Origin of the sequence: Hymenobacter sp. 5516J-16 (assembly GCF_022919335.1) — a bacterium.
Taxonomy (GTDB): domain Bacteria; phylum Bacteroidota; class Bacteroidia; order Cytophagales; family Hymenobacteraceae; genus Hymenobacter; species Hymenobacter sublimis.
This window is the reverse complement of the sequence record NZ_CP095058.1, coordinates 867860-880251: the sequence shown is the minus strand read 5'-3', so window position 1 is coordinate 880251 and position 12392 is coordinate 867860. Positions and strand designations below refer to the sequence as shown.

The window sequence follows — 12392 nt, the reverse complement described above, 5'->3', positions numbered from 1 at the left end:
GCTCACGCCCGAGGTAGTGCCAGAACCCTCGTGGTTGATGGAGAGGTAGCCGTTGGTGCTGCTGCCGTTGATGGGGCGTAGCCCGTGAAGTCGAAAGCTTCTAGCATGTTCCCATCGGCGGCGTTGGTGTAAGCGTTGCCGCCCTGGGCTAGCAGCTGGAAGGTGTGGGTAGCCGGCAGCCGCAGGTCTTGCGGCTGAGTGGAAGGCTGCACCGAGGTAAATCGGCTGATGTGGTCCGCGGGCAGGGTCGGGCAGGCCACTTGGGCCAGCGCAGAGGAAGTGCCGCCGCCCAGCAGGGCCAAGGCTAGAAGAGTAGGAGTAGGCTTCATAGGAGGGGGTTGAGATGCGCCGCAAGTACGAAAGCCACTATTTCCTCTGATTTACGTCCAAATTAACGCTGTGTCAAGTTAGCGTGACGCCAATGTTACGGACCGGTTCAACCGGGTGCGTGTCGGCTCCGGCCGCCGGGTTGCTGCCTGTTCCAGAGCTTTCGGGGCAGCTACCTTGGGGGGCATGCGTACTCCTACCGCCTACCCTGCCCCAGATGTTCGGGCTAACGCCTACATTCGTCTTTATGCGCTACCGTTTCCTTCCCGCCTTTCTGCTGCTTGCCGCCCCCGCCTGCGTGCCACTAGGTACGCCCATCACGGACCCCAACGCCGCCCGCCGGCCTGCCACGCCCGGGCAGCGCGGCCCCGAGTACTACGCCGACAAAACCCTGCGTTACGAGGATGCCATTTACAACCCCAACGTGCGCACGGTGCAGTGCTACGTGCCCACCGGACAGGCCAATGAGGTGTTCAATCCGCCCATTATTTCCCTGGGCCAGGGCCAGCCGGTGGCGCTGGAGTTCGACGTGCTGGGCGGGCAGGGCGAGCGGCTCACGGCCAAGCTCATTCACTGCGACCTGAACTGGCAACCCTCCGTGCTCACCGACATGCAGTTTCTGTCGGAAATCAATGAGCAGACCATTACCGATTACCGCGCCTCCATTAGCACCAAAGTGCCCTACTACCACTACCGCCTCCAGATGCCGCGGGTGAAGCTCTCGGGCAACTACCTCTGGGTCGTGCAGGGCGCGGGCGGCACGCCGTTGCTTTCCCGGCGGGTGCTGGTGTATGAGGAAGGCGGGGTGCAGGTGTTTCTGAAGCAGGGTATTCCGGTGGCGGGGCAGGAGCGCTACACCCTGCAGCAGCTCGATTTCGGTATCCGCTACACCATGCAGCTGGTAAATCCGGTGCAGGAAGTGAAGGTAGTGCTGCGCCAGAACTACCGCTGGGACAACGCACACTATAACCTGCGGCCTACCTTCGTGCGCGACGCTGAGCGCCAACTCGACTACCAGTATTTCAACTTCGAAAATGCCTTTCCGGCCCTGAGCGAGTTCCGGTTTTTTGACCTGCGTACCTTCCGCTCCTTGGGCATTGGGTAGCCCGTCTTGATGCCGAGGCCGCCCCCGCACCGCCCTGCTTCAACCCGAAGCAAGCCGCAACGGCCAGGCATACTCCCAGTACGACGACATTAACGGGCAGCGCGTCATTGAGAGCCGGGAGTACGGCAACGGCGCCACCAACGCCGACTACCTCGATGTAACCTTTCAGCTGCGTGCCGCCCAGCCCGCGCCCGGCCCGGTGTACGTCATCGGGGCCCTATCCGACTGGCAATTTCGCGACGAGTTCAGGCTCACGTATGATGCCGCGGCCCAGCAGTACACCGGTCACGCCCTGCTCAAGCAAGGCTACTACAATTACCTCTACGCCGTGCAAACGCCCCAGGGCCCGAACAGCGTGTATTGGGAGGGTAGCCACCAGGAAACCGAAAACCGCTACGACCTGCTGGTGTATTACCGCCCGCCCGGTACCCGCACCGACCTACTCATCGGCTATCAGACCATTGGCGTGAACAGCCGCCAGCCGTAGCGCGGTTGTAAGCCGTTGGGTATATAAGCCGAAGCGCGGCGCAACCAGGAGTTGCGCCGCGCTTTTCGTAAGAGGCGTAGGTCTGAGGGTTAAGGATGGTTTTGGCGTACTACCGTCACATTCGCGCGGCCGTCTTGCACTACCGTGCTGCTTTGCCCGGAAAGGCCTTGGTACGTGCGGGCATCGTTCAGGAAGCCGCTCTGGCTCTGGCTGGTGAAGCTGTTTCTGCTGTCCTGGTCAATATATGCCTGGTTGCCGCCACTAAAAGTACCGAGGCCCTGCGCTTGGTAGGCGCGGTTATCGTTGCCGGTTTGTTCGATAGTGGCTACGTTGGCAGTACCTTGCTGTGCTTGCTCTGCCTCATTGCGGTTGCCTAGTTGCGTACTGGTAGCCACCTGGTTAGAGCCAGCCTGCGTCTGTGACAAGGTATTGTTGTTACCAACTTGAGTACCCCTAGCAGTCTGGCTAATATCACTTTGCTGCTGATAGGAAGTATTGCGGTTGCCAACGGAGAGCAACGTAGCCGTACTGCCCGGCCCACTCTGGATTTGCTCCGCATTATTGCTGTTGCCCACTTGGGTAATGGTAGCCTGCAGTCCCCGGCCTAGTTGGTCTTGCACCGCCGTATTGCTATTGCCCGTTTGGGTAGCTGTGGCTTCTGCTTGCCCTACCTGGGTTTGCGTAATCAGGTTAGTGTTACCTGATTGAGTAGCTGTAGCTTGACTCCCAAAGAAGTTGCCGGAACCTCGTTGAGACTGCGCAATAGCGTTTCGATTTCCGAGCTGGGTAGCCGTGGCTATGGCACCGCCCATATCATCCTGCGTCTGGCTGATGTCGTTTCGGTTCCCGGTCTGCGTGGCGGTGGCATCGTTTGAGTAGCCTACTTGACTGACCGTAATTGCGTTTTGGCTACCATTCTGCGTGTCGGTGGCGGTGTTCTCGTCGCCGATTTGTTGCACGGTAGTGCGGTTGTTTTGAGCGTACGCAGTGCCGCTTAGCAAAAGTCCTAGCGCCCACGCCGATGCTTGTACGGTCTTCTTCATAAGGAAAGGATATGAGAGATGAGGAATGTATGATGTAAGTAGTAAAATAATATTAAATATTGAAATAGTTTAATAAATATTTATTTCTAGGGCCCAATACTCATCGCACAGCTAAAGGAGCCGCAAACGGTAGTCCGAAGCAGTGGCAGATTGATGTTGATTGGGGGTAGATATACTGGGTAGTCAAAACCGGCACAGAATTAGCCTCGTGGGTAGGAGCACCGTAACCTTCGGGCCCTTGAGCCTCGTTGCAGGCCTATTCCGCCCTTCGGTACCATCACTTAGCTCTCTTCCTCCCATGCAACCCACTCTCACCTCTGTTCTGCACGCCAGTGCCACGCTGGCTTTGTTACTGCCGCTGAGCGGCTCACAGCCCGCTCCGGTTGCTGCAGTTGTTCCAGCCGCTCGTCCGGTACTGCCCGTGCAAGGTGCCCAACCCGACCCCTCCGTGGTGGCTCAATTTGGTCTGCTCAACGACTCCAAGCTCCAGAGCTACATCGATAGCAAAGGCATGCAGATGGGCAAGATTTCCGACCGCCCCGCCGATGTAAAAGGCTTTACCATCGTCGATTCGCCTATTATCAACGCCTTTGCTACCCCCGATGGCCACGTGTACTTTACGCGTGGCATTATGGCGCACTTCAACAACGAGGCTCAATTCAGCGGGGTGCTCGGCCACGAAATCGGGCACATCACGGCCCGCCACGGCCAGAAGCAGCAAACCCGCTCTACCATTGCCAACGGAGCGCTTATTCTGGGTTCCATCCTTTCCAAGCGGGTAGCTTCCATTGCTCAGCCCGCCTCGCAGGTAGTGGGCCTGGGCCTATTGAAGTACGGCCGCGACGATGAAAACGAGTCGGATAAGCTGGGTGTGAAGTACTCCAGCAAAATTGGCTACGACCCAGCTTCCATGGCCGATTTCTTCCTGACTCTGCAGCGTACCGAGCAAAGCAGCGGCGCCGCTACCATTCCCACCTTCCTGTCGTCGCACCCCAACTCTGCTGACCGCTACACGAACGTGAAAAAGCTAGCCCAACAGGCTGAGCAGCAGGCCGGTCGCCAACTAGCCGTGAACCGCGACCAGTACCTGCGCATGATTGAGGGCCTGCCCTACGGCGACAATCCGCGCGAAGGCTACGTGGAAAACAGCGTGTTCTACCATCCCGATCTGAAATTTCAGTTTCCGGTGCCCCAGGGCTGGAAGTCGCAGAACTCGCCCAGCCAGTTTCAGATGGCTGAGCCCAGCGGCAAGGCCGTTATTGTGCTGTTGCCCGCTGGCACTGGTACCCTTGATGCCGCCGCGCAAAGCCTTGCCCAGCAACTAAAGCTGCAGAACGCCCAAGCGAGCCGCACCACCATCAACGGCTTCCCGGCCGCTGTTATCCAGGGCGACCAGGTAGGGCAGGACCAGCAAACTGGCCAGCAGGGCATCACGGCCCGCACCCTGACTTTCATCATCCAGGACGGCCAGAACCTGTATGCTTTCGTGGGCCTAACTTCGCCTGCTGCCTTCGAAACCTACGCTCCGCAGTTCCAGCGCACGGCCCAGGGCTACCGCCGCCTTACCGATGCCGCCAAGCTCAACCGCCAGCCCGAGCGAGTACGCATCAAAACCGCAAAAGCCGGTCAAACGTTGGCTTCTGCTCTAGCCGCCAACGGAATTCCCTCCAAACGCTATGAGGAACTGGCCATCCTCAACGGCATGAAAACCACTGATAAAATGACATCTGGAATGTTGTTCAAGGTGGTGGGGAGGTAGTTAGTCTATATTGGAATTTATATTTGTTATGATACTAAATAGTCTGTCAGTGAAAACTGACTCTGATGTTTCATTAGTGAAATTGAATACGAAATCATTGACTCTATACTTTTCTATCTTCGATTCAAAAGCTATTCTTATTTTGGAAGAATATTGATATGATAATATTGATAATAAATAATCTCTGTCATCGATATCTATTTCACTACTTTTTATCACAGTCTGTAAATTGAGTATTGACTCTAATAGTATTTTGATATTGTTCAACAATGGAATGTATTTGAATGGATCTGCTCCTTGCCCTTGAGCATGACTTATCATATTAGGTAGGGAATTTGCTAACCTTTCAATTGCGCTAGCACCTTTATATGAAACGGGAACGGATGATTGAGATTCTTGGAGAACGAAACCAAATTCGTTGATCTCATTTCTAATAATATTTACTTGCTCAAGTAAGTGTGCAAGATTCTTTCGCTTTCTTTCATCGTTCTCTTGCTTTTGAAATTGTATTCTTGTTAATTCATTAGCTTCTATTTGTGCTTTAAGTGCATAGAAAACCAAAAACGATCCAAGTAAGTTAGTTATTGGAGAGGTAATTCCCCAATAGTATCGCCTATAGGTCCTGTTTGGCTGAAATCAACTGTGCCAAATCTTGTTAACATATATGGAGCAAATACTGTAAGCAAAATTCCTGCTCCAAGAGCAAGCATAGAGAATAGAAGATCTTTGTTTTTCATTTTAATTTTTATTGAGTAAATAAAAACGCCCCGGCCGAACCATTCGACCGGGCGCTTAAGTTACAACGTGGCTGCAGATGCGGGGCTAGGCTCTCTTTACGAACTCCGTTTTGATAACCAACATACTGCCCCCGGCTTTGCCTTCAACCTCGCTGGGGCTGTTGGTGAGGCGAATGTTCTTGACCACAGTGCCGCGCTTCAGCGCCTGCGCCATACCTTTCACCTTTAGGTCCTTGGTAATGGTAACGGAGTCGCCCTCGATGAGCAAGTTGCCGTTGCTGTCTTTTACTTCCATCGGAGGGGTAGGCTTATCACCTAAGAGTCGAACAGAATCCGTGTAATTCGGAAAATCCGTCTAAATCCGTGATTAAACGTTGAAGCGGAAGTGCATAATGTCGCCGTCCTGCACCACGTAGTCCTTGCCTTCCACGGCCATTTTACCGGCTTCCTTAATTTTTACCTCGGTCTTGTACTCCTGGTAGTCAGCCAGCTTAATCACCTCGGCCCGGATGAAACCCTTCTCGAAGTCGGAGTGGATGACGCCGGCGGCCTGGGGCGCTTTATCACCGCGGTGGATGGTCCAGGCGCGTACTTCCTGCACACCCGCCGTGAAGTAGGTAATCAGGTTGAGCAAGGAGTAGGAGGCGCGAATCAGGCGGTTTAGGCCCGACTCGGTGAGGCCATACTCGGCCAAAAACATTTCCTTTTCCTCGGGTCTTCCATTTCCGCAATCTGCGACTCAATAGCGGCCGATACCAGCACCACTTCGGCGCCTTCCTGGGCTACGTGGGCCTGCAAAGCGGCCGTGTGGGCGTTGCCGCCCTGAATGCTACCTTCGTCCACGTTGGCCACGTAAATCACCGGCTTGATGGTGAGCAGCTGCAGGTCGGCTACTGCTTCCAGCTCCTCGGGGGTAGCCTGCAGGGCGCGGGCGTTCTGGCCGGCTTCCAGGGCATCTTTGAAGCGCTGCAGGGCCACTACCTCTTTCTTGGCTAGGGCGTCGCCGCTTTTGGCCGAGCGCTCTGCTTTTGCCAGCTTCTTGTCTACGCTCTCCAGGTCCTTGATCTGCAATTCGGTGTCAATGACATCCTTGTCGAAGACGGGGTCCACGCCGCCAGCTACGTGCACAATGTTGGGGTCGTCGAAGCAGCGTACCACGTGAATGATGGCGTCTACCTCCCGAATGTTAGCCAGGAACTTGTTGCCCAGGCCTTCCCCTTGGAGGCACCCTTCACCAGGCCCGCAATGTCCACGAACTCAATGATGGTAGGCAGCACGCGCTTGGGGTTTACCAGCTGCTCCAGAATTTGGAGGCGCTCATCGGGCACGGTAATGACGCCCACGTTCGGCTCAATGGTGCAGAAAGGGTAGTTGGCCGACTCGGCCTTGGCGTTAGAAAGAGCGTTGAACAGCGTGGATTTGCCCACGTTCGGCAGGCCGACGATACCGCAGCGGAGACCCATATGACGGTGAAATAGTGAGTTAGTGAGATGGTGAGTTGGGCCCAGGGCGCAATTCGTGGCGCAAAGGTACGGGGCTTTTTCCAAGGAAAGCACGGCCGGTTAAGCTAGCCGGCCCGGAACCTAGTGCCAGCCCCGTAAAGCCGACTGGATACTTGCCGTTCAGCTGGCCCTGAAGCCAAAACGGCGCGCCCAGGCTGAAGCCGGACGCGCCGTGTGGTAGGAAGCAGAAAAAAATCAGGTAGTAATGCGTGTTTCGCTAGGCTTCCGGATAAGGGTTAGTACGTCTCGTCGGTGGCGCGGGCCGTGTAGCCACCATCGCGGCCTTCGTTGTCGTAAGCGGGGCGGGGGCGGTCCAGTTCGGCTACTTCTTCGGGGTCAGCAACTCCTCGCGCACGTAGTCCACGGCGTCCTGCAGGGCATCCACGAACTTGAGGAAGTCTTCCTTGTAGAGGAAAATCTTGTGCTTTTCGTAAGAGAACGTATCGTCGTCGCGCAGGCGACGCTTGCTCTCCGTAATGGTCAGATAGTAGTCCTGGCCGCGGGTGGCTTTCACGTCGAAAAAGTACGTGCGCTTACCTGCTTTAATGCGTTGGGAGTAAATTTCTTCCTGGTCGTGACGGTCTTCCACAGTTCCTTCCGGTAAAGTTTTGTTATTCCAAGATTATTGAAGTTCAGCGCAAAATACGTGCTTTCAGCTAGATATAAAAATTTGAAGTCCGGCTTTTTCATTTTCCCAGGCATTCATCTCAAAAATGCGGCTTTAAGCAAAATACAGGGGTTATAAGGCCTGTTAGCCCTGGTTGCAGATGGCTGGTATAAAAGCAAGATAAATATCTGCGCATCACTATATAAAAAATGATCCTGCTGCTTCCTGTTTGATCAGCCTGTTATGCAGGAAAGCGTCCCTAGTTCTGGGTTTTTAGGTGGTTTCTTGCCCTGGCAAAGGCCATTATGGGAGCGGCCCCACCGAACCGGTGGGAGCTAGCGGCTGTTGCGACTGCAGGGGTCCGTATCAGCGGGTTTCCTTTGGTTTCCTTGTACCTTGGTGCGGGCCTCCGTCCCAAGAAAACCACCTCTGCCCGTTATGCCCCAAGCTCTCGACTTAGCCGCTGTCCGCTCGTTTGAAAATCTGGAGTTTCTGGCTCGCCAGCTGGTGGAGGGCTTTATCACGGGCCTGCACCAGTCGCCCTACCACGGGTTTTCGGTAGAGTTTTCGGAGCACCGCCTCTACAACCCCGGGGAAAGCACCCGCCACCTCGACTGGAAAGTGTTTGCCCGCACCGATAAGCTGTTTGTGAAGCGCTACGAGGAGGAAACCAACCTGCGCTGCCACCTGCTGCTCGATGTAAGCCCGAGCATGTACTACCCGGCTCCCACCCACGATAAGCTGCGGTTTTCGGTGCTTTGCGCGGCGGCCATCACTACGCTGCTGCAAAAGCAGCGCGACGCTGTGGGCCTCGTCACCTTCGCCGACCAGGTAGAGCTGCAAACCCCCGTGCGCTCTACCAGCACGCACCGTCACACCCTGCTCCTGACCCTGCAGCAGCTGCTGGAGCGCCCCGCTACCCCCGGCCGCGCCCGCACCGATGTGTCGGGTGTGATTCATACTATTGCCCAGCAAATCCCGAAACGCTCCCTAGTCGTGCTGTTTTCGGATATGCTGGGCCGGGCCCCGGAGGAGCAAACCGAGACGCTGGCCGCCCTGCAGCACCTGCGCCACCAGCACCATGAGGTGCTCCTGTTCCACGTCATGGACCGCGCCACCGAGGCTGATTTCAATTTCCAGGACCGGCCCTACCTTTTCGAGGACCTGGAAACCGGGCAAACCGTGAAACTGCAGCCCAGCCAGATTCGGGAACAGTACCAGACCACCATGCGCCAGTACGAGCACGAGCTAGCCCTGCGCTGTGGGCAGTACAAGATTGATTTCGTGCCGGTTAATATCCGCGAGCCGTTTGATAAGGTGCTGTACGCCTACCTGGTGAAGCGCGGCAAGGTGCGGTAAATAGCTGCTAAGCTCATGGAACTGTGGTATTGCCGGGTATGCGGCCTTGATTACGACGAGTCGCCGTGGGGGCCCGATGAGCACTCACCGGATTACAGCACCTGCGCGTGTTGCGGGGTAGTGTTTGGCTACGATGATTACACCCCCAATTCGGCCCGGGGGTACCGCGCCCAGTGGCTGGCGGCCGGCGCGGCGTGGTTTTACCCGAACATGAAGCCGCAAAACTGGCAGCTAAACACGCAACTGCAGCAGGTGCCCGCCCGCTACCACTAGGCTTCTGCGTACTTTTGCCCCATGGAATTGCTTAACCTGCTGTTTTTTGCCCTGCCTGTCTGCCTGCTGTCGGCGGTAATGACCGTTTACATTGCGCACATGTATGGCCGGCGGTTTTGGCCGTGGCTGCTGTTTGGGTTCTTTGTGCCCTTCATTTCCACCTTTATAGCTATTGGGCTGGGCATTTGGGATGCCCGCCGCAACGAGCGGAACGGCAACACCGGGGAGTAGCGCCTACCCCGGCTGGTTATCCAAGGATTGCCAGAGGTATTTGCTGGCCAGCGTGCGGTAGGGGCGCCAGGGCTCGGCTACTTCCAGCATCCGTTTGAGCAGGGCCCGGCCGGTTTCCGGCAGGCCGTAGTGCCGGCGCATGGCGTTCTGAATGCCCAAATCACCCTCCGGAAATACGTCGGGCTGATCCAGGGCAAACATCTGCAGCATTTGGGCGGTCCAGCGGCCTACCCCTTTAATCTGGGTGAGGTGGCGCGTAAACTCTTCCTCCGACAGCTGGCTGAGGTGGGCGTGGTCGAGCTGGTCCTGCTGGGCGAAATCGGCAATAGCCCGCAGGTAGCCCGCTTTCTGACGCGAGATGCCCGCCGCCCGCAAGTCTTCATCGGTGAGCAGAAGCAGAGCGGCCGGCTCCGGGTAGCCATCGGGCGGAAACAAAGCCTGTACTTTGCGCCAGATGGCAGCGGCCGCTTTCGTGGAAATCTGCTGGCTGACAATGGCTCGTAGCAACGCTAGGTACAAATCCTCGTGGGCGGAAGCCGCAATGGGGCGACCCTGCCGGATAAGCGCGGCCAGCACCGGGTCGGCCTGGGTTAGGTGAAACAGGGCAGGGTCAGCAGGAAGGGGCAAGGCGCTGGCAGACATGGGCAAGGAACAGCAGGGGAGGGGTTAGGCCAAAACAATATCCAGCAGCGAAGTCGGAATCAATACTTCCCCCAGTACTTCGCCGCTGAAGGACACGCGCAGGCCGCTGAGGTTATGGCCGAAGCAAGCTCCCGTATCGATGTTAAACACGTTGGCCGCCGCATCAAACGTCGGGACGCCCGCCGGGGTAGGCGTGTGCCCTACCACCTGGCGCCGGCCCATGTTGCGCAGGGGCCCGCGCCGCCAGAGTACCCCATCCATATCTTCTGGGTCCAGGGGAGTTGGCGTATCGGCAAAACCGGCGTGGCTGATGAGCAGGTGGTCATTTTCCCAGGTGAAGGGCCGCTGCTGAAGCCAGGCTAGATGCTGGTGCAGCAGCTCGCGCCGGCCCTGGTACTGCTGCACGGTGGCCCGTCCGCCCCAGCCCAACCAGGGCGGGTTGGGGCCGTCGGGCCCGAAGTGCTTCAGCATTTCGTACTCGTGGTTGCCCAGCAGAAACACCGTGCGGCCCGGGTGCCGGGCCTCCAGCTCAATGGCCAGCTGCACGCATTCGGGTGCAAATCGGCCCCGATCCACTAGGTCGCCGGTTTGCACCAGCAGCTCCTGCGCCGGCCGCCAGTGCCCTAGCAATTCCCGAAACGTATGGTAGCAGCCGTGCACGTCGCCAATAACGAAAAGGGAAGGATTCATGGGAAAGAGGTAGGTCGAGAGCAGGGCAGGAGCCGAAAGATACGCGGCGGCCCCCTGAAGCGCCAGCTTATGCCGGCTGCGGGGTAGGAAGTCCGCCCGGGTAGGGCCTGAGGCCTGACGCCTCCGGGCCAACCCGGGCGGATTTATTTCTTACGGGTACGAAGCAACGCGGGGCTACATAGCCGCCAGCACCGCTTCTACGCGGCTGATCATAGCGTCGTCAATATCCAGGTGGGTTACAAACCGAATCATTTGGGGGCCAAAGGAGGTAGCCCGGATGCCCTGCTGCTCTAGCCGGGCCAGGAACTGCTCGGCGGGGTAGCTTCCTGGAGGCGGAAGATGACCAAGTTGGTTTCCACGGGCAGCACTTCCGCCACGTAGCTTTGGGCCGCTAGGGTAGCACCCAGCTGCCGGGCGCGGCGGTGGTCGTCGGTGAGGCGCTCCACGTTGTGTTCTAGGGCGTACAGGCCCGCGGCGGCAATGTAGCCAGCTTGGCGCATGCCTCCGCCCATCACCTTGCGAATGCGCTTGGTTTTCTGGATAAACGCCTGGCTGCCCAAAAGCACGGAGCCCACCGGCGCCCCAGGCCCTTGCTTAAGCACACCGAAATGGTATCGAAAATGCGGCCATATTCCTGGCTGGCTGGCCGGTGGCTACCAGGGCGTTGAAGATGCGCGCTCCGTCGAGGTGAAGCGAAATCTGGTGGCGGCGGGCTACTTCGGCAATGCTTTCCAGTTCTCCCAACCCGTAGCAGCTACCCCGCCGCGGTTGTGGGTGTTTTCCAGCGAAATGAGGCTAGTAGTGGGGTAATGCACATTCACGGGCGGATGGCGGCCTCTACCTGGGCGGCAGTCAGGCGGCCGCGGTTGCCCGGCAGCAGAGCCACCGAAGCGCCCGAATGGAAAGCAATGCCGCCTACTTCCCACAGATAAATGTGCGAGTTCTGCTCGCAGATTACCTCCGATAGGGGCTCGGTGTGGGCCTTAATAGCAATTTGGTTGGTCATAGTGCCGGAGGGGCAGAACAAGCCAGCTTCCAGCCCGAAATGGGCGGCGGCCTCCTGCTCGAGGGCCCGCACAGTGGGGTCCTCCTCGTACACATCGTCGCCCACGCGGGCCCGGAACATGGCCTCCAGCATAGCCGGAGTGGGGCGCGTCACGGTATCGGAGCGCAGGTCAATCACAGAATCAGTCATGGGTTAGGATAGGAAGGAAAAGCGGGAAAGGTTTCCCGGTTTCAAATTTAGTCGTTACTTTTGCCCCTCATTTAGTAGAAGACCTAAACCGACCCGGAAAAATGACCGTTACCCGTCTGAAGCGGAAGCACCGCAAGAACATTGCCCGCGCCAACAACAAGCAGCGCATCATTAAGCAACTGCTCCTCACGCCCGTTCTGAAGAACGTGGACCTCGACGAGCTGAAGGCCCGCTTCACCAAGAGCGACGCAACGACCGAAGCCGCCGCTTAGTCCGGACTTTGCGTCTGGTGCACCTACCCCGGTGTCGGTGGGTATCAAACCAGAATTCTCAAAAGCGCCTTTTCCTGCGGGAAAAGGCGCTTTTTTAGTTGGCGGAAAGTGCATAGGTAGTCGTACGAGAGCTGCGCAAGGGAAAGGCCGGAGTCAAGTTAGC

General features: G+C 57.4%; 14 protein-coding genes and 3 pseudogenes. 7 read left to right on the top strand and 10 right to left on the bottom strand.

Annotation, left to right across the window (positions count from 1 at the left end; translation table 11 throughout):
- Positions 1-2 precede the first annotated feature (2 nt).
- Positions 3-329 (bottom strand): hypothetical protein, encoded by a 327-nt coding sequence (locus MUN84_RS04300; protein ID WP_244696796.1) that lies wholly within the window; start codon positions 327-329, stop codon positions 3-5.
- A gap of 245 nt (positions 330-574) precedes the next feature.
- Here MUN84_RS04300 and MUN84_RS04295 point away from each other — a divergent pair, with 245 nt between their 5' ends.
- Both MUN84_RS04295 and MUN84_RS04290 read left to right on the top strand, forming a co-directional pair.
- Positions 575-1432 (top strand): DUF5103 domain-containing protein, encoded by an 858-nt coding sequence (locus MUN84_RS04295; RefSeq protein WP_262920642.1) that lies wholly within the window; start codon positions 575-577, stop codon positions 1430-1432.
- A 199-nt stretch (positions 1433-1631) separates the two neighbouring features.
- Complete coding sequence (locus tag MUN84_RS04290; RefSeq protein WP_244699119.1) at positions 1632-1919, top strand: hypothetical protein; 288 nt, start codon at positions 1632-1634, stop codon at positions 1917-1919.
- 89 nt (positions 1920-2008) lie between these two features.
- Here MUN84_RS04290 and MUN84_RS04285 read toward each other — a convergent pair whose 3' ends face one another.
- Entirely contained in the window at positions 2009-2962 is a 954-nt protein-coding gene (locus MUN84_RS04285; protein ID WP_244696795.1) for a hypothetical protein, read from the bottom strand.
- Positions 2963-3260: 298 nt separating this feature from the next.
- On the opposite strand from MUN84_RS04285, the gene MUN84_RS04280 reads away from it, so the two are divergent.
- Positions 3261-4721 carry a M48 family metalloprotease gene (locus tag MUN84_RS04280; RefSeq protein WP_244696794.1) on the top strand — a complete coding sequence of 487 codons (1461 nt, stop codon included), beginning with the start codon at positions 3261-3263 and terminating at the stop codon, positions 4719-4721.
- On the opposite strand, the gene MUN84_RS04275 is transcribed toward MUN84_RS04280, so the two are convergent.
- The 5 genes and pseudogenes from MUN84_RS04275 to MUN84_RS04255 all read right to left on the bottom strand — a co-directional run bounded on the left by MUN84_RS04275 (position 4722) and on the right by MUN84_RS04255 (position 7549).
- Positions 4722-5282 (bottom strand): hypothetical protein, encoded by a 561-nt coding sequence (locus MUN84_RS04275; protein WP_244696793.1) that lies wholly within the window; start codon positions 5280-5282, stop codon positions 4722-4724.
- 20 nt (positions 5283-5302) lie between these two features.
- Positions 5303-5458, bottom strand: coding sequence for a hypothetical protein (locus tag MUN84_RS04270; protein ID WP_244696792.1), 156 nt, complete (start codon positions 5456-5458; stop codon positions 5303-5305).
- Positions 5459-5543: 85 nt separating this feature from the next.
- The gene (locus MUN84_RS04265) at positions 5544-5753 is read right to left on the bottom strand and encodes an alkylphosphonate utilization protein (protein WP_244696791.1); all 210 of its coding nucleotides are present in this window, start codon (positions 5751-5753) and stop codon (positions 5544-5546) included.
- A gap of 72 nt (positions 5754-5825) precedes the next feature.
- Positions 5826-6921 (bottom strand): annotated as a pseudogene (ychF, locus tag MUN84_RS04260) (redox-regulated ATPase YchF).
- Positions 6922-7196: 275 nt separating this feature from the next.
- Positions 7197-7549 (bottom strand): annotated as a pseudogene (locus MUN84_RS04255) (DUF3276 family protein).
- A gap of 456 nt (positions 7550-8005) precedes the next feature.
- Here MUN84_RS04255 and MUN84_RS04250 point away from each other — a divergent pair.
- From MUN84_RS04250 to MUN84_RS04240, 3 genes are read left to right on the top strand one after another with little or no spacing between them, the layout of a single operon-like run.
- The gene (locus MUN84_RS04250) at positions 8006-8926 is read left to right on the top strand and encodes a DUF58 domain-containing protein (protein WP_244696789.1); all 921 of its coding nucleotides are present in this window, start codon (positions 8006-8008) and stop codon (positions 8924-8926) included.
- Between the two features lie 15 nt (positions 8927-8941).
- Positions 8942-9199 carry a hypothetical protein gene (locus MUN84_RS04245; RefSeq protein ID WP_244696788.1) on the top strand — a complete coding sequence of 86 codons (258 nt, stop codon included), beginning with the start codon at positions 8942-8944 and terminating at the stop codon, positions 9197-9199.
- A 21-nt stretch (positions 9200-9220) separates the two neighbouring features.
- Entirely contained in the window at positions 9221-9430 is a 210-nt protein-coding gene (locus MUN84_RS04240; protein WP_244696787.1) for a hypothetical protein, read from the top strand.
- Positions 9431-9433: 3 nt separating this feature from the next.
- On the opposite strand, the gene MUN84_RS04235 is transcribed toward MUN84_RS04240, so the two are convergent.
- The 3 genes and pseudogenes from MUN84_RS04235 to MUN84_RS04225 all read right to left on the bottom strand — a co-directional run bounded on the left by MUN84_RS04235 (position 9434) and on the right by MUN84_RS04225 (position 11957).
- The gene (locus MUN84_RS04235; protein WP_244696786.1) at positions 9434-10072 is read right to left on the bottom strand and encodes a DNA-3-methyladenine glycosylase family protein; all 639 of its coding nucleotides are present in this window, start codon (positions 10070-10072) and stop codon (positions 9434-9436) included.
- A 24-nt stretch (positions 10073-10096) separates the two neighbouring features.
- Positions 10097-10762, bottom strand: a complete 666-nt coding sequence (locus tag MUN84_RS04230) for a metallophosphoesterase (protein ID WP_244696785.1) — start codon at positions 10760-10762, stop codon at positions 10097-10099.
- A gap of 174 nt (positions 10763-10936) precedes the next feature.
- A pseudogene (locus MUN84_RS04225) lies at positions 10937-11957 on the bottom strand (threonine aldolase family protein).
- Between the two features lie 101 nt (positions 11958-12058).
- On the opposite strand from MUN84_RS04225, the gene MUN84_RS04220 reads away from it, so the two are divergent.
- A complete protein-coding gene (locus MUN84_RS04220; RefSeq protein ID WP_244696784.1) occupies positions 12059-12229 on the top strand; it encodes a hypothetical protein in 171 nt (56 codons plus the stop codon).
- The last annotated feature ends 163 nt before the right edge of the window (positions 12230-12392 follow it).

Coding starts and splice junctions, on each gene's coding strand:
- MUN84_RS04300 (WP_244696796.1), bottom strand. CDS start 329: ATGAAGCCTACTCCTACTCTTCTAGCCTTGGCCCTGCTGGGCGGCGGC.
- MUN84_RS04295 (WP_262920642.1), top strand. CDS start 575: ATGCGCTACCGTTTCCTTCCCGCCTTTCTGCTGCTTGCCGCCCCCGCC.
- MUN84_RS04285 (WP_244696795.1), bottom strand. CDS start 2,962: ATGAAGAAGACCGTACAAGCATCGGCGTGGGCGCTAGGACTTTTGCTA.
- MUN84_RS04280 (WP_244696794.1), top strand. CDS start 3,261: ATGCAACCCACTCTCACCTCTGTTCTGCACGCCAGTGCCACGCTGGCT.
- MUN84_RS04270 (WP_244696792.1), bottom strand. CDS start 5,458: ATGAAAAACAAAGATCTTCTATTCTCTATGCTTGCTCTTGGAGCAGGA.
- MUN84_RS04265 (WP_244696791.1), bottom strand. CDS start 5,753: ATGGAAGTAAAAGACAGCAACGGCAACTTGCTCATCGAGGGCGACTCC.
- MUN84_RS04250 (WP_244696789.1), top strand. CDS start 8,006: ATGCCCCAAGCTCTCGACTTAGCCGCTGTCCGCTCGTTTGAAAATCTG.
- MUN84_RS04245 (WP_244696788.1), top strand. CDS start 8,942: ATGGAACTGTGGTATTGCCGGGTATGCGGCCTTGATTACGACGAGTCG.
- MUN84_RS04240 (WP_244696787.1), top strand. CDS start 9,221: ATGGAATTGCTTAACCTGCTGTTTTTTGCCCTGCCTGTCTGCCTGCTG.
- MUN84_RS04235 (WP_244696786.1), bottom strand. CDS start 10,072: ATGTCTGCCAGCGCCTTGCCCCTTCCTGCTGACCCTGCCCTGTTTCAC.
- MUN84_RS04230 (WP_244696785.1), bottom strand. CDS start 10,762: ATGAATCCTTCCCTTTTCGTTATTGGCGACGTGCACGGCTGCTACCAT.
- MUN84_RS04220 (WP_244696784.1), top strand. CDS start 12,059: ATGACCGTTACCCGTCTGAAGCGGAAGCACCGCAAGAACATTGCCCGC.